At 34.4% G+C, this 20,815-nt stretch carries 11 protein-coding genes; 10 read left to right on the plus strand and 1 reads right to left on the minus strand.

Annotated elements, in window-relative coordinates:
• Positions 1–23: 23 nt before the first annotated feature.
• The 8 genes from QWY92_RS00215 (at position 24) to QWY92_RS00250 (ending at position 14,932) form a co-directional block, all read left to right on the plus strand.
• The gene (locus QWY92_RS00215) at positions 24–746 is read left to right on the plus strand and encodes an SGNH/GDSL hydrolase family protein (protein WP_290267643.1); all 723 of its coding nucleotides are present in this window, start codon (positions 24–26) and stop codon (positions 744–746) included.
• Between the two features lie 51 nt (positions 747–797).
• Positions 798–2,354, plus strand: a complete 1,557-nt coding sequence (locus tag QWY92_RS00220; protein WP_290267645.1) for a sodium:solute symporter family transporter — start codon at positions 798–800, stop codon at positions 2,352–2,354.
• 29 nt (positions 2,355–2,383) lie between these two features.
• Positions 2,384–3,766 carry an FAD-dependent oxidoreductase gene (locus QWY92_RS00225; protein WP_290267647.1) on the plus strand — a complete coding sequence of 461 codons (1,383 nt, stop codon included), beginning with the start codon at positions 2,384–2,386 and terminating at the stop codon, positions 3,764–3,766.
• Positions 3,767–3,858: 92 nt separating this feature from the next.
• Positions 3,859–6,372: an alginate lyase family protein gene (locus QWY92_RS00230; protein ID WP_290267649.1), complete on the plus strand. Its 2,514-nt coding sequence runs from the start codon at positions 3,859–3,861 to the stop codon at positions 6,370–6,372.
• Between the two features lie 280 nt (positions 6,373–6,652).
• Positions 6,653–10,288, plus strand: coding sequence for a DUF1592 domain-containing protein (locus tag QWY92_RS00235; RefSeq protein ID WP_290267651.1), 3,636 nt, complete (start codon positions 6,653–6,655; stop codon positions 10,286–10,288).
• Positions 10,285–11,628 carry a DUF1552 domain-containing protein gene (locus QWY92_RS00240; protein WP_290267653.1) on the plus strand — a complete coding sequence of 448 codons (1,344 nt, stop codon included), beginning with the start codon at positions 10,285–10,287 and terminating at the stop codon, positions 11,626–11,628. Before QWY92_RS00235 ends, QWY92_RS00240 begins: the two co-directional genes overlap by 4 nt.
• 45 nt (positions 11,629–11,673) lie before the next feature.
• Complete coding sequence (fucP, locus tag QWY92_RS00245; RefSeq protein ID WP_290267655.1) at positions 11,674–13,002, plus strand: L-fucose:H+ symporter permease; 1,329 nt, start codon at positions 11,674–11,676, stop codon at positions 13,000–13,002.
• Complete coding sequence (locus QWY92_RS00250) at positions 12,995–14,932, plus strand: serine/threonine protein kinase related protein (RefSeq protein ID WP_290267657.1); 1,938 nt, start codon at positions 12,995–12,997, stop codon at positions 14,930–14,932. The genes fucP and QWY92_RS00250 overlap by 8 nt, the downstream gene beginning before the upstream one ends.
• A gap of 72 nt (positions 14,933–15,004) precedes the next feature.
• Here QWY92_RS00250 and QWY92_RS00255 read toward each other — a convergent pair whose 3' ends face one another.
• Positions 15,005–15,580, minus strand: a complete 576-nt coding sequence (locus tag QWY92_RS00255) for an RNA polymerase sigma factor (RefSeq protein WP_290267660.1) — start codon at positions 15,578–15,580, stop codon at positions 15,005–15,007.
• 351 nt (positions 15,581–15,931) lie between these two features.
• Here QWY92_RS00255 and QWY92_RS00260 point away from each other — a divergent pair, with 351 nt between their 5' ends.
• Both QWY92_RS00260 and QWY92_RS00265 read left to right on the plus strand, forming a co-directional pair.
• Positions 15,932–17,068, plus strand: coding sequence for a FecR family protein (locus QWY92_RS00260; protein ID WP_290267662.1), 1,137 nt, complete (start codon positions 15,932–15,934; stop codon positions 17,066–17,068).
• Between the two features lie 233 nt (positions 17,069–17,301).
• Positions 17,302–20,811: a SusC/RagA family TonB-linked outer membrane protein gene (locus tag QWY92_RS00265; protein ID WP_290267663.1), complete on the plus strand. Its 3,510-nt coding sequence runs from the start codon at positions 17,302–17,304 to the stop codon at positions 20,809–20,811.
• Positions 20,812–20,815 lie beyond the last annotated feature (4 nt).

Here is a 20,815-nt window from a genome sequence, read left to right on the forward strand (position 1 = left end):
TTTATTTGAAGACACTTTTTTACATGATATTTACTCTGTTTATTTGCTTAACCGCATGTAAAACAGCTTTAGTAAAAAAAGGCGAGGTTACTTTAGTTGTAGAGAATAATGGTGTTGCTGGAAATTCAACTGCCAACTTACTACGTCGATTAGAAAGTGATGTACTAAGCGAGAAGCCGGACTTGGTTATTATTATGGTTGGCACCAATGACATGTTAAATTCTAAGAAATTTGTGTCGTATGAAAACTACCATGAAAACCTTTCTTCAATTGTAGAAAATATTAAAAATATAGATGCTCAAGTATTATTGATGACGCCTCCAAGAGTAGATAGTTTATACTTATTTAAGCGTCATGATAAAGCTTTATTTACCGATACACCAAATGTGAAACTTCAGAAAGTAAAACAAATAATGGAGGATGTAGCAAAAGAGTATGATGCCTTTTTTGTTGATAATTACAGTGTTTTTAAAGCAAAAGGATTACCACAGCACAACCAAGATAATTACATCAGGAACTTAAAAAATAGTAATAAAGAAGATGGTGTGCATTTAAAACCGATAGGGTATAAGCTTATAGCCGAAAATGTATTCGATTATTTGAAAACTAATAATTTACTAGATAAGTATAAGCATATTATTTGTTTTGGAGATTCTTTAACCAAAGGTTCAGGAGCTTCAGGAGCGGGAACGATTACAGGAGAAAACTATCCGTCGTTTCTGTATCGTATGCTTTTAAAGAATTAAAAAATATAGAAGATGAAAGGCTTCGTAATATAGAAAATCATAAAACCACTAATGAAAAGAACAATAGCCATATTAGTCAGTTTGTTTTGTTGTTTCACTTTGTTTGCGCAAGATGAAAACGGCATTGCTACAAGTAAGTTTTCAACCTTAAATTGGATTATATTAATTGTATTTCTTTTAGGGACCACGGTTATTGGGGAATTAGTGAAAAATGAAGATAAGGGCCTCGATGCTTTTTTTAAAGGCGGAAATAATTTGCCTTGGTGGGCGGTTTCCTTATCATTAATTGCAACAAAAACGAGTGTTGCAACCTTTATTGCGGTACCGGCTTTTATATTTTCAATGAATGGAAATTTAACCTATTTGCAAATGACCATCGGTTTTGCTTTAGGAAACGTACTATTTGTTTATGTATTATTAAAGGAATATTACGAAGAAGGTATTTACAGCCCATACGATTTTATTCAGAAAAGATTAGGTGTAAAAACGAGTCAATTATCTCGAACTTTTTTCATGATTGGAGCCACCATGAGTCAAGGTGTACGCTTGTTAGGTACTGCTTTAGTACTTAGCGTTATCACAGGGCAAAGTACTTTAATATGTATTTGTATTATAGCGCTGTTTGCTATAGTTTGGTCTTATATTGGTGGGATTACAACCGTAGTTTGGACCGATGCTATTCAGTTTGTAATTTTTATTTTCGGTGCTTGTTTTGCGCTTTTTTATGCAGTAGGAGATATTCCTGGAGGTTTTGGAGAAATGATGACCATTGCCGATAGCAAAGCAAAATTAGTACTTTGGGATTTATCCTTAGATCCACATAAAACATATACCTTATGGGTCGGGATTTTAGGGTGCACCTTTTTTGAGTTTGGTTCAAATGCCGTCGATCAGGTTGTAACACAACGTGCCTTATGTTGTAAGAATTTAAAAGAGGCAAGAAAAGCAGTTGCTTTTTCCGTTGTTGGTGTGGCCACTACATGGATTATGGCTTTTGTAGGCATCGGTTTAGTAGCTTATTATGATATTAATCCGTTATCCGATTTAATTCAAGCGTCCATAAGTGCAGAGCCAGATAGAATATTTCCTTATTACGTGGTAAACGAGTTGCCAAATGGTATTTCTGGTTTAATTATAGCGGCCATGTTTGCAGCGGGAATTTCAACTTTAGACTCCGCATTAACGGCACTTTCACAAACAAGTGTAATGGGGATTGGAACTTTAGTTTTTCCGAAGTTAAAAATTATGGACGAAAATAAAGTGGTTAAAATATCTAAAATAGCTATAATTGTTTGGGGCTTAATTTTAGCATTATTGGCATACGGATTCAGCTTCTTTCAAGATGGAGGCTTATTAGCTTTAGGCTTCAAAGTTCCGGGTTATGCATATGGAATATTAATTGGTATCGCGTTTTTAGCACTTATGCGGAAAGGAACTTTTATTGGGATTTTAATTGGTGCATTTATGGCTATTTTGGCCATTGCATGGATGCATTTTGAAGGTATTAGTTTTTTCTGGTGGTTTCCAGTAGGAGCACTTGTGGTAATTGTTACGGCATTATTGCTTTCAAAAATCGGTGTAGATTCAAGTAAAACAGATTTAGTTTAAAAATTATAAAAAAATAAAAATACAGTTTAATGAAAACATTCAAAACAAAATTAATAGAAGGATACGATGTGATAGTTGTAGGCGGAGGAGTTTCTGGAAGTCATGCCGCGATTGCAGCAGGTAAAACAGGAGCAAAGACATTATTAATCGAGCAATTTGGGTTTTTAGGAGGCTCGTTAACTGCTATGGGTGTTGGTCCCATGATGACGTTTCATAACAAAGCAGGTAAGCAACTTGTGTTTGGTTCTCCAAATGAAATGGTAAATAGGTTAAAGGAAAAAGGCGCAAGTCCAGGACATATTTTTGATAGTACAGGTTATTGTTCTACAGTAACTCCTTTTGATGCCGAAATGTTGAAGGTGGTTTTAGAAGATATGGTACGAGAGGCTGGAGCCGATATTTTATATCATACCCGATTAATTGATATTGCTAAAGAAGGCAATAAAATTAAATCGATTTTTATCCATAATAGAGGAGGGATTCAAGAAATTCCCGGAACTATTTTTGTTGATGCCAGTGGAGATAGTGAAATTGTAAAATTATCTGGTGTGCCTTTTACAGAAGGTCGTATTGAAGATAATAAATCGCAACCCATGACTACGAATGTGAAAATGGGGAATGTGGATACGGAGAAGTTACGTGAATACATGCGAAACAATTGGGATCAATTTGATGCCGAAGAGCGTAGTGACGATAAAGCCGAAGTTTTAAAACGTACCAAACGTATTTCTACTTGGGGCTTTTACGATTTATGGAACAAAGCCAAAGCAAACGGAGAAGTTACCGTACCAAGAGATAACGTGTTGTTTTTTGAAACCAATACCGAGGGTGAATTCATATTTAATACCTCACGTGTTTTAGGTTTCGACCCTCTAAACCCGTTCGATTTAAGTAAAGCGGAAAGCTTGGGGCGTAAGCAATGCGTCGAGATTTTTAATTTTATGCGTAAGTATGCGCCAGGTTTTGAGAATGCAACGTTTATAAGTACAGCGCCACATATCGGCATTCGCGAGTCACGTCATCCGCATGCTAAATATGTATTATCAGCTGAAGATTTAGTAAACGAAGTGAAGTTTGAAAATCCGGTTGCTGTTGGTGGTTATCCTTTAGATATTCATTCGCCAGATGGCGGAAATACCGATACCGTACACTTAAATGATGATGGAGTTTATTATATTCCAACCGATTCTTTGTTGGTAAACGAAGTCGACAATTTAGTGCTTTCTGGACGAGCTATTGGTGCCGATCATCATGCTAGTGCTGGCTTGCGTGTTACGCCTATTGCCATGGCAATTGGTCAAGGCGCAGGAACATTAGCAGGTTTGTCAGTAGCAGATAAATTAATGCCAAGCCAAGTAGAATACGCTAAAATTAAAAAAGCTTTAGAAGCAAATGGAGCTTATTTAGGTTAAACACTATTTTAGTGCTTATAAATATTTTAAATCTGTTTTGTTAGGTTATTTACAGAACAGATTTAGCATTTTTCAAATAAAATAAATTAAAAATGAACGTTTTATCATTAAAATTCAAAGTAGGTTCAAAACAGTTTTTATTAGGACTGTTTTGTTGTTTAATCCATGTTTTATGTTATGCTGGTTCGCCTATTTCAAAAGTTGTTTTCAGTAGCCCATTACAAACCCAAGCAGCAAAAGCTAATGAAACTATAACTTATAATTTTCAACTAAAAAATTTAAAAAGTACTTCGGAAACTTATACTCTTAACGTGAAACATCCGAGAGAATTGGCTAGTGAAAATATACTAAGTGTGGCATCAATAACTTTAGAACCTAGCGGAAGTTATAACGGGACACTAAAAGTTACAGTTAGCGATAGAATACCTTTAGGCGGACAAGAAGCAAGCGCAATAGAACTGAAAGATTCCGAAGGGTATATTATTGAAACATTAGAGTTTATATCTGTTCGAAGTAAAGCGCATCCATTTTTATTGGCAACTAATGCTGTTTTTGAAGACACAAAACAAAAGATAAAAAACTATACTTGGGCTAAGCAAAACTTAGATAATATGTTGATGGAACTTGATGGGTTTGAGTTTCCTGAACGTAAAATTGTTAGTAAACCAAGGCCAACCAAAATATGGTCGAGCTTTGATTATAGCGCCAGCGATGGCGAAAAAGCGTTTCAGTTGGCATTGGCTTATAAATTAACGGGAAAGGCTATTTACAAGGAAAAAGTAATCAGCTTAATTAAAGCAGTTTTTGATAAGGATGAAGGTTATTTATCTATTGGAGCGGCCACGAATGGTGTCCAAGTTCATGAAGGGAATTTCTTTTTATTTATATCCGCAGCTTGCGATATTCTTTATAATGAACCAGAATTTTCTAACACAGATAAGGAAAATATTGAGGCTTCGTTTCGTTATTATTTAGAGTTGAATAAAAAACACATGGACGGTTTGGGGATAATGAATCATCAAGCAAGTGCTAACGCAGGTGCTATATTTGTTGCATTATATTTACAAGATATGCCACAAATAGAATATTTAACCGAAGCTGATGGCGGTATGGCAGACCAAATAGGTAAAGGAGTTATGGCTGATGGTTGGTGGTTTGAAGGGACTGGTAATTATTGTTATTTGGTGGTGCAACGCTATTCTTTGGTAGCTCAAGCTTTTGAGAATTATGGAATGGATTTATACCACAGACGATTTCCTACTAAATTCAAAAGTGAAGATTTTGAAAACTCAAAAGAAGGTTTCACAGGTATGAAATTTGACAATTGGGGACCAACTGGAAAAAACACCAGAGGTCTTGAAGATATGGTTACGCCTTACGTACCTTTTATGGATGAAAATGCGTATTTGGTATCGACTAACGATTCCGATTTAAAAGCACCAAATGAGTTTTATGAACTGGCTTATCGCGAATATAAATTCAACGATTTAGCTTGGGTTATTAGTAAAACAGAACGCGATTCTTGGGTGTCTTTAATGTATGGCGTTCCAGAACTTCCTGAAGTGGAAGATCCTAGAACCGGGTCCGATTTTAGAGAAAATATTGGGTTGGTAGCCTTGCGCTCTCAGGGGCAAAAAGAGACTCCTGAAAATCAAATTCAAGCCTTTCTTAAATACGGTACGCATGGCGGATGGCATGGGCAATTTGATCGTGTAAGTTTAGCGGCTTTAGACCGTAATGGACATAAATATTTTGGTTCGGAAATGGTGTGGTACGGATACGGAAAGCCTGGGTATAAAGAGTGTGTGCAAACTTCGGCAACTCATAATATGGTTATTGTTGACGAACTTCAGCAAGAGGCTGTGCCTTCCGAGCAATTGCTGTTTCATAAAGGCGATATGATGCAAGCATCGGTAGTAGAAACGAATGCCAGATGGCGACAAATTCCACGTTGGAATGCTGAAAAATTCCCACCATGGGACGATACCGATTATGCTAACGGTTTTAACCCCATTCAGCAACGAAGAATTTCTATTGTTACAGATGATTATGTAATTCTTGCCGATTATATGAAATCGGATAAAAAACATAATTACGATTGGTTAATTCATCCCGTTGGTTTTTCTTCTATGCAAGGCGCTAAAAAGAAGGGGATAGCACTTGAAAAGTTAAGCACAGATGGAAATTCGCCTTATAAATATTTTGAAAACGCACAGTGGTACACGGCTAAAAAAGGTGCAAAAGTGGAGTTCATTGAAGGGGAACATAAACTAGATGTGCATACAGTTTGGCCTAAAAAATCTGAGATTGTAATTAGTAACTATCCAAATGGTGGTAAACAACGACGTATTCGAAATAACCCGGATAGACGCACGTATGGTGTTCGTGTAAACGAAAAAGAGATTGTTTTTCTAAGTTTAATCGAACCTTATAAAGGGGCTTCTTCAATTGAAAAAATAGAATCGGCTTCTGAAAACGAAATTACGGTAACCTTGAAAGATGGTAGAGTACAAGATATAAGTATCGAAAATTTAAAAGGAATACTTCCCAAGATAAAAATTACCGAAACGTTTGCTGGAAAAGTGAAGACAGAAATAACTAAATAACCATGTGGGAGGCAAAGAAAGGCTCAACAAAAAGGCATGTCACATAGATAATTTTGATGTAGAAAACATTTGTAGTTGTAAAATATAAATCATTAATTAAATCAGTTAAAAAACCATCGTATTGTAGTTTTATAGGGTGGTTTTTTGCTGATTTTTTGTTTTTTAACATGTTATTTTATGGATGTGCAAAAATAGTATCGTTAATAGTCAGTATTTTGGAAGATTAGCTTTCCAATATTGATTAAAATTGTTTTTTGAAAATTAAACGCTTCTAAAGAGTATGAAACGCATTTTATTAATAGCCATTATTTTAACCTTAATACTTTTAGGGCTTTTCTTGATTCCGCTTACGGGTGAAGTAGAAAATACAATGGTATTTTTCCTTGGACGATTCCATCCCATTTTACTACACCTTCCCATAGGTGCATTAATTGTATTGTTTTTCATGGAAATTATTAATGGTTTGCGCCCAGAGCTTAATTTAGATGCTGCTTGTAAACTGTTGCTTTGGTTTTCCGTTTTCAGTATAGTTCCAACGCTTATTTTGGGCTTTTTATTAGCTTCATCAGGAAATTATAATGAAGAGTTACTCGATTTACATAAATGGCTTGGTTGGTTTACCGCACTTAGCGCAATTTGGTTGTTGGTATTACGTCAAAAAACACCTGCAAATAACGAAAAGCAAGTTACCAAATTCTATAAAATTGTTTTATTTGTAAATGTTGTATTGCTTACTTTAACGGGGCATTACGGCGGTTCATTAACGCATGGAGCAACGTATTTAACCAAACATATGCCGTCTGGCTTAAAAGCAGCGTTGGGTGTCAATGCTAATGAAGGAGAATATATGGCTGTAAATACGGTTAGCGATTCCACATCTGTAGAAGCTTTGCATTTTAAAAATAAAGTGAAACCTGTTTTGGAAACCTATTGTTTTGAGTGCCATGGAGCAGATAAACAAAAGGGAGATGTGCGTTTGGATGTGTTGCATTGGGACATGATAAACGGACATGATGCTGAAGGTTGGCATGCCGCTTTAGATATGATAAATTCTGGGGAAATGCCTCCGAAGAAAGAAGCACAATTGGATGCTGATGAGCGTCGCGCTGTAGTAGATTGGATGACGGAGAATTTAGAGCAAGCTGCCATTGCTAAAAATAGCGCGAACAAAGGTGTGATGCGTAGGTTGACCAAAAAGCAATACACTAATTCGTTAAACGAATTACTCGATGTTCATGTTAATTTTGGAGATGTTTTACCAGACGATGGTAAGTCGGAAATGGGCTATAGTAATAATGGAAATATCCTTCAAACTTCAGCATTACATATTGATTATTATCAGAAAATAGCACGTGAAGCATTAGATAAAGCCATCGTTTTTGGAGGTAAACCAGAAACTAAACGCTATAAAGTAACTTTAGGGAAAAATATAGGTGATGGAAAAACTGGCGCCGAGTATGGAGGGTATCAAACCGCTGCTATTAGTAATAAAGATTTGCGTGTTGATATTTTGGATGAAGAAGGAGTACCTTTCGGAAATTCTTTCAGTAAAGAAAAAGATACCATAAAACGTCTAAAAAATAAAATAGGCATTGGTATGCGAGGTTCTGCCAGTAATCGTTACAGTGTGGTGAAAGAGGGTATGCTACTAAATTCGGCGTTACCAGCACGAGAGGTGACTCCAAAATCTTGGCAAGGGCCTTCACCAAATTTAAAATTATTAGTTAAAGAAGATTTTCCAAGAACAGGCGATTTTGTGTTTCGCGTAGAAGCTTCAAAAGGATACAATGCAATATCTGTAGAACGTTTAATCGATTTAAGAAACGATGAACCTGCTAGAAAAACCCAAAAAGCAGTTCGTATAGCAGCAAAGGATATTAAAAAGACGAAAGGCTTTGTTTTAAAGGATAACCGCTGGTTAGTGGCCGAGAATGTAGCAACTAATGTAAAAACTCAGTTTAAATACCATGTGCCTAAATCGGGTATTTATCAAGTCGATTTAGTACATCCTTATGTGTCTGAAGACGCTATGCCATCCTATCAATTAAGCCTTTTGGGTAATAATAAAGAAGGTCGCGTAGGTGAACGTTTATACATGGATAAAGGCCTTATAGATGCAGATGAAATTGTTACACCAGTAACATTGGCGTATTTATCTGAAGGTGAGCACAAAGCTTATATTGGCGGTAAGTTTTTTGTAGGCTTTAGCCATATTGTACTTACGCCGTTACCTGAAGATGATCCTTTACCAAAAACGTTAGCAGAAGAAGCAGATAGAAATAATATAAAATATGCCGATGTTAATCCGTCGATACAAGTATTTGCAGGATCTAGAACCGATGATGGTATGGATTACAAAACCTTTGGTGATGCGATAGAGGTTACAACGCCAATGGGAGAATATCAAACCTTTGAGTTTAAAGGACGTTTAGAAAATTTGCCAATTCCGTTAGGTAGTGCGCAGGTTAGTGGCGATTTAGCTAATATACTTACTGTTGGTCTATGGAATAATCACCTTGTTAAAGACGGAAGTTTCAATGGGCCTCCATTGCTAATAAAATCAGTAGAATTCGAGGCGCCGTATCATCCAGTTTGGCCTCCCGAAAGCCATACAAAACTGTTCTTCGATTCGCCGAACAAGATTGATATAGAACTTTATACAGAAGAAGTACTTACACGTTTCATGGAACGCGCGTTTAGACGTTCACTTAACCCAGGAGAACTTAATCGTTACATGGATTTCTGGCGTAGTGTTAAGGATGATTTCGAACGTTATGAAGATGGTGTTAAGGAAGTTATGGTTGCTGTGTTATGTTCTCCAAATTTCATATATTTGTTTGAACCTGAGGTTCCTGAAGGTGAAAAGTCGAAAAAATCTACGGATGAGTTTTACTTGGCATCCCAATTATCTTATTTTTTATGGAATTCGCCTCCAGATGAAAAATTGAGTGCTTTAGCGGCTACAAGCGATTTATATGATGACTTGCCAGAGCAAATTGAGCGCATGGTAGACGACCCTAAAATAACACGAATGATTCATTCTTTTACTTATGAATGGCTTCGTTTAGATCGTCATAAAAGTATGGATACCGATGTTGGTGTATATAAAGATTATACCCGCTTTGTGAAAGAAGATATGTTTAAAGAAACCTATGCTTTTATTCAACATATATTGAAAAACGATTTGAGTATTATGAATTTCATTGATTCAGATTTTGCTATGCTGAATCAAAACCTTGCTGAATTCTATGGTATCGATGGTGTTAAGGGGAATGAGTTTAGACCAGTTACTTTACCAAAAGAAGCGCAGCGAGGTGGTTTACTCTCGCAAGGTTCATTTTTAAATGGGCATTCCGATGGAGTTCAAGCACATCCAATAAAAAGAGCTGTTTGGTTGAAAGAAAAAATATTAGGCGATACACCACCACCACCACCACCAAATGTACCGGAATTAGCAACCGATACCCCAGGTTTTGAAAAAATGACGTTAAAAGAACAGTTGTTCTTACATAGAAATAAAACCTCGTGTTTAAATTGTCATCATAAAATAGACCCGTTTGGTGTGGTATTTGAAAATTATGATGCCGTTGGAAGATTTCAATCTATGGCAAAAGGAAAACCTATTGATGTAAAATCAAAATTACCAGATGGTACTGAAATTGAAGGTGTACAAGGTATAAAAGATTATATTTTAAGATTGAAGCAGGAAGATTTTACACGCGCTTTAGTTGAAAATATTTATGCTTACGCCTTAGGTCGCGATGTGGGGTTTGCTGATGAAAAAGAAATTAATCGTATTGTAAAAGAAGTTGTAGAGGATGATTATCGCTTTAAAACAGTGATAGAACAAGTTGTTTTAAGTCCGTCATTTTATAAAAAAGAACAAAGTTGGTTTAACAAAATATTTGGATCATGAGTAAAAAACCTTGGCATTTAGATCGTCGTACGTTTATTAAAGGATTGGGAGTAGCTTGTATGCTGCCTTATTTTGAAGGTATGGCCATGAGTAGTTTTTCAAAATTTATAGAACCTGCAATACCTAAACGTATGTGTTTTCTATATTTTCCAAATGGAGTAGGTATTCCACCTAAAGAAAGTCCGTATTACAAAGATTGGAGTTGGTTTCCTACGGAAGAAGGTACCGATTATAAACTAACAAAAACACTATCTCCTTTAGAAGCTCATCGTAATGATATTTCCATTATGGGCGGTTTAAGTCACCCGTATAGTCGTAATGTTTTAGGACATATGGCGGGAGATTCTTGGTTAACAGGGGGTGATTTACGTGGAGAGTATAAAAACAGTGTTTCGGTAGATCAAGTTGCGGCCGAAAAATTAAGTAAATACACACGTTTTCCTTCTTTATCATTATCAACTGATGGTGGTGTGGGGTATAAATCTAGAACATCAACCTTATCTTTTAATTCGTCAGGAAAGCCATTACCTTCAGAACATCGCCAACGTGAAATTTTTGAGCGTTACTTTTCTCCAAGCGGAGGTGCTTCAACCCTTGAAAGACGTAAAAGTTTAAATCAAGGTAAGAAAATTGTTGATTTGGTTTTAGAAGATAGTAAAAACCTAGAAAAGCGTTTGGGCGCCAATGATAAAGCGAAATTAGACGAATACTTAACATCGCTTAACCAAGTAGAACAACAGGTAGAGCGTAATGATAAATGGTTGGATGTACCCATGCAAGAGTTTGATGCAAGTTTAATTAATATGGATGTAGATCCAGCAACGGCGCCAGATGATTATGTAAAATCCATGATGGATTTAATGGTACTTGGTTTTCAAACTGATGCAACACGAGTGATGACTTACATGATGGCGCGTGAAGACGGTATGGGCTTTGGTGATAATTTCCCGAAAATAGCCTTAGGCTTAAAAGGACATCATAGTATTTCTCATGATAAAACTTCTGGCCATTGGAAAGATTGGGGACGTTTAGATCAATGGTATGCTAAGAATTTTGCATACTTTATAGATAAAATGAAAACCACAGAAGATGCTCATGGTTCTTTATTAGATAATTCACTTATTCTTTATGGAAGCGCTTGTAGTTCAACGCATAATGCTAGAAATTGCCCACTTGTTTTAGCAGGAGGTTCTAATCTAGGTGTTAAGCACGGCGCATATACCAAGTTTAACGAAAAAGAGGTGCGATTATCAAACCTTTTTGTGAGTATGCTTAATAAGGTAGATGTGCCAACTGAAAATTTTTCAGATAGTACAGGGCCATTACCGGCTATTTTTTAAATATAAAATAAACAACTAACTAATAAATTAAATCAAATTATATAGATGAGTAAAAAAGCACGCATTCCTGTTGTAAGCAAAGAATTATTATTTCCTTTTATCATTATAACCTCTTTGTTTGCTTTATGGGGTATTGCTAACGATTTAACAAATCCAATGGTATCTGCTTTCAAAAAAGTAATGCCAGAATTATCAAATATTCAGGCGTCTTTAGTACAGTTTGCTTTTTATTTTGGGTATTTCTTTATGGCATTTCCGGCGGCTTTATTTATTAGACGGTTTAGTTATAAATCGGGAATTTTACTAGGTTTATCGCTTTATGCTATTGGTGCATTTTTGTTTTATCCGGCAGCTAAATATGAGGAATATAATTATTTTTTAATTTCATTATGGGTAATTACCTGCGGATTGGCTTTTTTAGAAACTACTGCAAATCCTTTAATTCTTGCTTTAGGTGATAAAAGAACCGCGACACAACGCTTAAATTTAGCACAAGCTTTTAATCCGGTGGGGTCGCTTACCGGAATGATTATTGCTCAAGTTTTTGTACTTCAGGCTTTGCGTTCAGATGATTATACAGCTGAAGCTTATAATGCATTAGCATCATCAGAATTGGCAGCTATTCGTGAAAACGATTTAAGTGTTATCAGTATTCCGTATTTAAGTTTAGGTGTTTTGGTTTTAATTATTATGGCCATTATTGTGTTTACAAAAATTCCGAAAACGGCTGTAGAAGATAAAATGAGTTTAAAAGATTCATTAAAAAAATTGACTGCCAATAAAACCTATTTAAAAGGCGTTTTAGCTCAGGCAGCTTGTGTGGGTTCGCAAATTATGTGTTGGACGTATATTTTTCATTACGTAGATAATCTAAATGAAACTACCGGGAGTACTATTACGGCAACGAATTACAATGTGGCTGCGATGGTTTTATTCTTATCTGGGCGTTGGATTGGCACAGCTTTAATGAAAAAAGTAAATCCACCAAAAGTGTTAATGTTATTTGGTTTAGGTGGCGCTTTAGCAAGTGTTGGAGCTATTGTATTGCCAGGAATGGCTGGGTTAATTTCTTTAGTAGCTATTTCCGTTTTTATGTCTATCATGTTTCCTACCATTTATGGTATTGCTCTAAAAGATATGGGAGATGAAGCTAAAATTGGTTCTGCTGGATTAGTTATGGCAATTGTAGGAGGTGCGCTTATGCCTATTATTCAGGCGGCTATTTTAGATTTAGGTGGCGATGGTTTGGCCGATATTAGTTTTTTAGGCTACATACCAGAGGTTAATTTATCATTTATTCTACCTGCTTTATCATTAGCTTTTGTTGGTTATTACGGTTACAACAGTATCAAAACGGTAGTGCGAAATGATTAGTATAAACTTCGGAATAAAACAAAATCAACATATTTCTTATAGACTGATATTTGTTGCGATTGCTTTTTTAGGATTGTTTTCTTGTGAGCAACATCGGGGCAGTGTAGTTCAGGTTGCCGATAGTGAAAATCAGTGGCCCATGTCTGGCGGACCTGATGGAAGTTATAAAATTAAAACAGATTTAAAAGTTCCGGTGGAATGGTCTGTACGAAATAACGAAAATATCAAATGGAAGAAATCACTTCCTGCTGGAGGACAAAGTGGTATCGCTGTTTGGGATAATAAATTATTTTTCACCATTAACCCGCCTTTAGATACGGCTCCTTTTTCTGAATTGGAAAGCAATTATAAAGACGGTAAATCGAATTATGATATTGTTTATGCTGAAGCAATAAATCGTTTAAGAAAAGAAGGAGCGCCTGCTTTTGAAAAGGTTTTCAACCGGAAAAATACAGCGCATAATCTTTTCGGAGCTTTTTTGTTTTCAAATGAAAATTATCAAAAACTATCTTCTGAAAAAAAGAAAGCTAATTATAATCGATTACTGAGTAGGAGTAAAGAAGGCCAGCTATTTTCCGAAGCAAATAAAAAACTGATAGATTATGTGAATTCAAAATCTGATACGGTTTTAAAGCAATATAATAAGTTTCAAGAAGCAGAGAAAGCATTAAAAACAAGGCCTGCTGGAACCGATGTTGTGTTGTATTGTATGGATGCAAATACAGGAGAAACCATTTGGACAAAACCGGTAAAAGGATTGTTGCCTAGTGATTATAATTATGCCTTTAGTGATGCGACAACGCCTTGTCCTATGACGGATGGCGAATTTGTTTGGGCCATTAACGCCAGCGGAGGTATGGCTTGTTTTTCATTAAAAGGTGAATTGGTTTGGGAACGCACTTGGATGCCTACCGTGGGAAGACCGTTTAATAAACAGTTTGACTCGGTGTTGTTTGAAGATATTATTCTTAACGTAGAACCACCATTTGAAAGTGATTCTACACGAATAAAGGATTGGAATTATCTACACGCTTTTAATAAATATACCGGAAATCACGAATGGACGACAGAAGCAGCCATTACGCATTATAATACACCTGTAATTGGAGAAACTTTCGAAGGAAAACCAGCAATTTTAATAGCACGTGGCGGACCTCATGGAGTTCCAGAACGCCCTGTTGGATTGAGTTTAATAAGCTTAGAGCAAAATAATGCAGGTAAAGCTTTATGGCATTGGGAACCCGAAGCGCCAAATAAATTATCGGGTTATGGCGCCTTAAATACCCAGCATTGGGATACCGAAAAGATATCGTGGATTTATAAATGTGAAGAAAATTTAACCGTAAACTCTAATACAGGGGAACTAATCAATCAAAAGCCTTTAAATATTGTAGATCAATATATTTATGATGAAGCTGATAAAAAATTTCATATAAAGGAAAATGTTGTTCTTAAAAATTCAGAAAATGAATTCCATTGTAATATGGCGGTCAACGATTATACCTTTTATATGGTTATGCATAAACCTTTTATTGCACGACACAACATTGTAACCGGGAAAAATGAACATTTAGAATTGCCTCATGAAAAAAACGCTGACGGTAGTTTTATTTGGAAAACACCACAAACTAACGATGGTTTGAATTCCAAAGGGCAATTGCACAGTAATGATACGCGTGTTTTAGGTGATGGTTTTCAGCGCTCGTTTTTAGGATCTCCAGTCATGATTAATAATTATATCTACTTTACAAATGCTGTAGGTATGGTGTATGTTATTGATGCGAATGCTGAGCGTTTTGATGAAACGGCTTTAGTAGCAGTAAACGATTTAGGTGAAAAAGGAAAAACATGGACGGTAAATACTTTAAGTTTTGCTAACGGACATATTTATCACCGCACCTTAAAAGAGATTATTTGTATTGGGGAGTAAGATGTGCTTTTCAAAAGCAAGAGTTTGGAATAAATTGAAATGATAAGTATCTTAATAGTAAACAAAAGTAGATTAACTTAATTCTTTTTTTAAGAGATTTAGAAAGAAGAGGTACAAGTTATCTTTTTCAAAACCTTTACGTATTTTTTTAAAAGCGATACTCATTTGCGATTCTACAGTTTTTATAGAAACCCCCATGATTTCAGCTATTTCATAATATTTGAGTCCGTTAATTTTATTCATTTCAAGAGTTTGTCTGCACTTTGGAGGTAGGGTTTCAATAATTTGGTTCATTTTTTCAACCCGTTTTTCTAGTGATTCACTATCTTCTTCTATTCTGTCTCTTAATGCTTTTTCATAAACAACATTCAGTAATTTATGACGTCTTTTATCGGTATTAATACTATCAATAAACCTGTTGTAAGTAATAGTATATAGGTAGTTTTTTGGCGATTTGCACTCGTGTAATTTTTCTTTAGCATTCCATAAATCAATAAAAGCTTGCTGTACAATATCTTCTGACCTCATTTTATCATGGGTGTAGGTAACCATGTAAGCTACTAACCTGTCGTAATATAAATCAAAAAGAACCTTAAAGGCGTTTTTATCACCATTTTTTATGGCTATAGTGGCTTCAAGTTCATTCATACATTAACCTTTACAATATTTAAATAGACGAGAGGATTTGTAAGTGTTTGGTGTCATTCTTGAACAATAGTATAAACAAAAGATTAAATATGCAATATTTTACTAATATAAAGTTAAAGAATAATTAGTAAATATTATTATCGTATTATAGATTGGAAGTATTTAAAAATTCTTTGTTTATTCTAAAAAAAAATGTCGTTTTAATAGAAGTAAGCATCTTTGTTTTAATTAATAATTTGGTATTGTTTTTTTTGTAAATCGTAATAATTTAATATAAAAGGTGTTTTTTTTTAGGGGTTTTAGATGTTTTGCAGGTAATAATTCATGTAAACACTTAAAAGAGTAATTAACTTGAAAAATATTATAACCAAATTTATAGCAAATTCCATTGCTGAAGAGGAATTAGAGTTACTTTATGTTTGGCTTGAAAATAAGGATAATCAAAATGAGTTTGAAAGATATGTTCTAGATTATCATGATTTAAATATGGCCATGTTGAAAAACGATGTATCTGAAGCTTATAAAAATGTAGATAAATCTATAGAGAATAAAAAACGTTCGGTTAAAATTATTTCGTTATTTAACCGGGAGTATGTTAAATATGCAGTGGCAATATTAATTATAGTTTCTTCAAGCTTTTTCTTCCTATCAAAAAAAACTTTTGTTGATAGCAATAATGTAATTATTAGGCCTGGTACCGATAAAGCTATTTTAACACTCGCCAATGGATCTGAAATTTTTCTAGATAGTGTCACAAATTATCAAGATAAGATGATTATTAGTGCAGGGAAAGAAATTGTATATAAACCTTCTTATAACAAAACAAGTCCAGTTGAGTATAATTATTTAACTGTACCTAGAGGAGGACAGTATCATGTTGTATTATCTGACGGTACTCAGGTACGAATAAATTCCGAATCTCAATTAAAATACCCTGTAGCTTTTAAAGCTGATGAAACTAGACAAGTAGAACTTGTTTATGGGGAGGCTTATTTTGATGTATCGCCTAGTACTTCGTGCGGAGGAGATGCCTTTAAAGTATTTAGCCAATCACAAGTGATTGAAGTTTTGGGAACTCAATTTAATATAAAAGCTTATAGAGATGAAACCAATCTTTATACTACGTTAATAGAGGGGGAAGTCCTTGTAAGTACAGCAAACACGGATAAAACGCTTGTCCCTAACCAGCAATCAAATCTAGATTTGACAACAAATGAGCTATTAATCACAAACGTTGATGTAAAAGGAGAAATAGCTTGGGTAAAAGGAGAGTTTCGATTACAACAAAAAACATTGAAAGAGATTATGAAAGTCTTAGCGCGTTGGTACGATATAGAGATCGTATTTAGTGATAAAGATCTTGAAGATATTCGATTTGAAGGTGTATTAAGTAAAAAACAGAATCTTGTAGAAATACTAAATAGTATTAAAAGCTTTGGCGTTATTAGAAATTTTAAAGTTAATGATAAAACAATCACATTAGAATAAATTATCAATGCAGTAATACCTAGAAATAATAACACTTAAAACCGTAAAATATGAAATAAAAAAACAAATAAAGTAAAAAGGGAACGAAGTTCAAACATTACCACGTGCATAAAACTCCGTCCCCAAACAAACAAATTAATCAAACATAAAGTCTAACCAATTCATACAAATTTATGGAAATTAAATTAATAAAGACCTGTTCTCTCTTTAGAAAGCAGGCATTAATGATAATTATGAGAATATTCCTCTTATTATTAAGCACCGCTGTTTTTAGCTTTAGTACAGTAAACAGTTTAGCACAAAATAAAATTACTATTAACAGCAGCAAATTGGTCTCTGTTGATGAAGTATTTAAAATAATTATGGACCAAACAGACTATCATTTTATGTATCCGGTAGGGATTTTTAAAGATACTCCTAAAGTCCAACTTAAAAAAGGTACTATAAAAATAAAAGATTTACTAAAACAAAGTATTGCAGCTGCACAATTTGGTGTCGTTTTATCTGCAAACAACACGATTGTTATTAAAAAAAGAAGTGAACAACAACAAAGGCAAGTATTCGGTATTGTAAAAGATAAAGAAGGGGTACCACTACCAGGGGTTGTTGTTTTAATAAAAGGTACTAATAATGGGGTGTCTTCTAATTTTGAAGGGAAATATAAAATTACAGTACCCGATATTACCAGTGTATTGGTTTTTTCCTGTATGGGGTACGAAACAAAAGAAGTTATAGTTGATGAACAAAAAGTAATTAATATCATTTTAAATGAAGATATAAGTGATTTAGATGAGGTTTTAATTACAGGGTATCAAAAAATATCGGTAAATAGAAGTACAGGAGCAACTAGTAATGTACAGGCTGAAACTATTGAGAGAAAAGGAAACTCTAATTTGTTAGAATCTTTGGAGGGACAAGTTGCAGGATTAGGTTTTTTCTCAGACCCTACTCAAGAGGGGGTAACAAAATTTGATATAAGAGGGGTGACTAGTTTAGTTGGAGATTCTAGGCCTTTAATTATTGTTGATGGTTTTCCTTTAGAAGCCAATATTTCTACAATTAATCCTTATGAAGTAGAATCGGTTACGTTTTTAAAAGATGCTGCTTCTACATCTATTTATGGAGCTAGAGCGGCTAATGGAGTAGTAGTAATTTTAACTAAAAGAGGTAAGTCTGGTAAATTAGATATAAACTACAGGAGTTTTCTTACCACTTCATCAAGTCCAGATTTATCATATAGATTAAATAGAGTTAGTTCAGCTGATTTAGTTGAAATTCAAAAATTAGCTGCAGGAAGCAATCCACATACTTACGAGTGGAGATATAACAATGCTCCAAGTTCTGCATCAAGTTTTGCAGAGGCAGCATCTCTAGTATATAATACTATGGGGTTGTTAAACGAAGGAACCATTACACAAGGGGAAGCAGATGCTACGCTTGAAAACTTAAAAAATATAGACAACTTAAATCAGCTTCAAGATCATTTTTTTCAATCTAGCTTTGAGCAACAGCACAATATAAGTATTAGTGGTGGTGGAGAACGAAATACATTTAGAACCTCACTAAATTATACAACTGCTGAAACAGATAGAGTAGGAAGCAACTCTGATAGAATAATTTTAGATGTTTTGAATAATTTTAAAATTAATGATAAGTTAGACTTTGATTTGATAGGAAATGTCGTTTTAAACAATTCAAAAAGTACACCTGTACCTGATAACTTAATTTTTGGAGGTATTAATTCTTATGAAGAAATAATTGATGAAAACGGCAACTTTTTACCTGTAAGAATTAGAGGTATAAACACTGGGCTTACCACCAGAGGTTGGTCGGCAGGAAGTAAAGAACCTTTTGAAGTAGAACGATTAATTGGGGCAGGTTTATTAGACGAAACATACTATCCTTTAAAAGAATTAGGGGCTTATACTACAGATGTTAATGAATTATCTGTTAGACTTCAGTCAATGCTTAATATTAAATTTACAGATGCATTATCTGGTCACGTAGCTTTTCAATACGAAGCGGGTAATGTAAAATCTAAAAAAATATCGTCATCAGAGTCTTTTGAGGTGGTAAATTTAATAAATAACACAACACCATTAACTTATTCAGGCTCCCCTGATGAATTAAATGTACCATTAGGAGCTAGACTTACGGAAACAAGATCAAACAGAAATTCATATACTTTAAGAGGTCAGTTAGATTTTAATAAAACTTTGAGTAAACATGAAATTTCTGCTATAGCAGGAAGTGAGGTAAGAAATGTTTTTGATACACAGACAGTAGTAGATAAATTTGGGTATGATGATGCCACTTTGTTATTTGCTTCTCTTAATACAAGAGATTTAGAAGAAAGAATGACAAATGTTTATATTCCTGGAGGGAGAGTAAATAGCGGTATTCGTTTTGCAGATGATTTTAGCGAATCAACAAATAGATATTTTTCATTATATGGAAACCTTACGTATGCTTTTGATGATAAATATATCATTTCTGGTAGTGCGCGTGTAGATCAATCTAATCTGTTTGGAACAGATCCAGAATATAGATATAAACCTTTTTGGTCTGTTGGAGGAAAGTGGAGAGTAAAAGAAGAAAGTTTCTTTGATATGCCAATGATTAACAAGTTAGATTTTAGAATGTCTTATGGAATTAATGGTAATGTTTCAAATAATTCTGGCCCCTTTAATATCGCAAGATATATAACTGCTTCTAGAGCAGGGGGAGTTCAATCTCTATACATTTCTTCGCCAGCAATATCAGATTTAAGATGGGAAAGAACAGGTACTACAAATTTTGGTATGGATGTTAGTTTTCTAAATGATAAAATAAATTTAGGGTTGGATTATTATATTAAAAAAACCACAGATTTATTAGCGAATGGTAAAACGAACCCAACGCAAGGTTTTTCAACTTTAGTAAGAAACGATGCTGATATTATTAATAAAGGTATTGAAGTTGTTTTAAGCACTAAAAATATAACAACTGACAATTTTAGTTGGTCATCATTTTTAACATTTAGATATAATAAAAATAGAGTTTCTAAATCTTACTCTGACGAGGAGCACGCTGGTAATGCAAGTGGTTTAAGAAATTATGAAGGAGCTCCTGCTAATACCCTTTGGTATTTTGATTGGAATGGATTAAATGAAGATGGAAATGGAACCATAAAAGCTGCTAATGGGGAAATTATCCCTTTAAACAGTGCTTTTAGAACCGCATCATCTGTAGTTGTAGACGATTTAGTAAACGCTGGAACTGTAGAACCTATTTATACAGGGGCTATTACAAATACATTTGCTTATAAAAATTTAAAACTTTCATTTATGTTTATTGGTAATGGTGGACATGTACTGGTAAAAGATTCTTATAATGGATTAACTGTGGGAAGATATCCTACAAATTTAACTTTAGATGCAGCAAATGCATGGAAAGAACCTGGAGATGAAAATATAACAGATGTTCCTGCAGTAAATCAACAATCTACTTATGCTAGAATTGCAATGACAAATAGTACAAAAAATGTTGTTGATGCAGATTATTTAAAATTAAGAGAAATTATCCTTACTTATGAAGTGCCAAAAGAAATACTCAATTTTGGTGTTCAATTTAATTTGAAAGCTAATGATTTATTTTATGTAGCTAAAAACAAGGAAGGTATTGATCCTGAAAACCACGGAATAGGGAGACGTTATTTTCCTAATAATCCAACTTATAGCTTAGGGGTTCTTTTAAATTTTTAATTAA

The sequence above is a fragment of the Algibacter miyuki genome (assembly GCF_030409805.1).
GTDB lineage: Bacteria > Bacteroidota > Bacteroidia > Flavobacteriales > Flavobacteriaceae > Algibacter > Algibacter miyuki.

Coding starts and splice junctions, on each gene's coding strand:
- QWY92_RS00215 (WP_290267643.1), top strand. CDS start 24: ATGATATTTACTCTGTTTATTTGCTTAACCGCATGTAAAACAGCTTTA.
- QWY92_RS00220 (WP_290267645.1), top strand. CDS start 798: ATGAAAAGAACAATAGCCATATTAGTCAGTTTGTTTTGTTGTTTCACT.
- QWY92_RS00225 (WP_290267647.1), top strand. CDS start 2,384: ATGAAAACATTCAAAACAAAATTAATAGAAGGATACGATGTGATAGTT.
- QWY92_RS00230 (WP_290267649.1), top strand. CDS start 3,859: ATGAACGTTTTATCATTAAAATTCAAAGTAGGTTCAAAACAGTTTTTA.
- QWY92_RS00235 (WP_290267651.1), top strand. CDS start 6,653: ATGAAACGCATTTTATTAATAGCCATTATTTTAACCTTAATACTTTTA.
- QWY92_RS00240 (WP_290267653.1), top strand. CDS start 10,285: ATGAGTAAAAAACCTTGGCATTTAGATCGTCGTACGTTTATTAAAGGA.
- fucP (WP_290267655.1), top strand. CDS start 11,674: ATGAGTAAAAAAGCACGCATTCCTGTTGTAAGCAAAGAATTATTATTT.
- QWY92_RS00250 (WP_290267657.1), top strand. CDS start 12,995: ATGATTAGTATAAACTTCGGAATAAAACAAAATCAACATATTTCTTAT.
- QWY92_RS00255 (WP_290267660.1), bottom strand. CDS start 15,580: ATGAATGAACTTGAAGCCACTATAGCCATAAAAAATGGTGATAAAAAC.
- QWY92_RS00265 (WP_290267663.1), top strand. CDS start 17,302: ATGAGAATATTCCTCTTATTATTAAGCACCGCTGTTTTTAGCTTTAGT.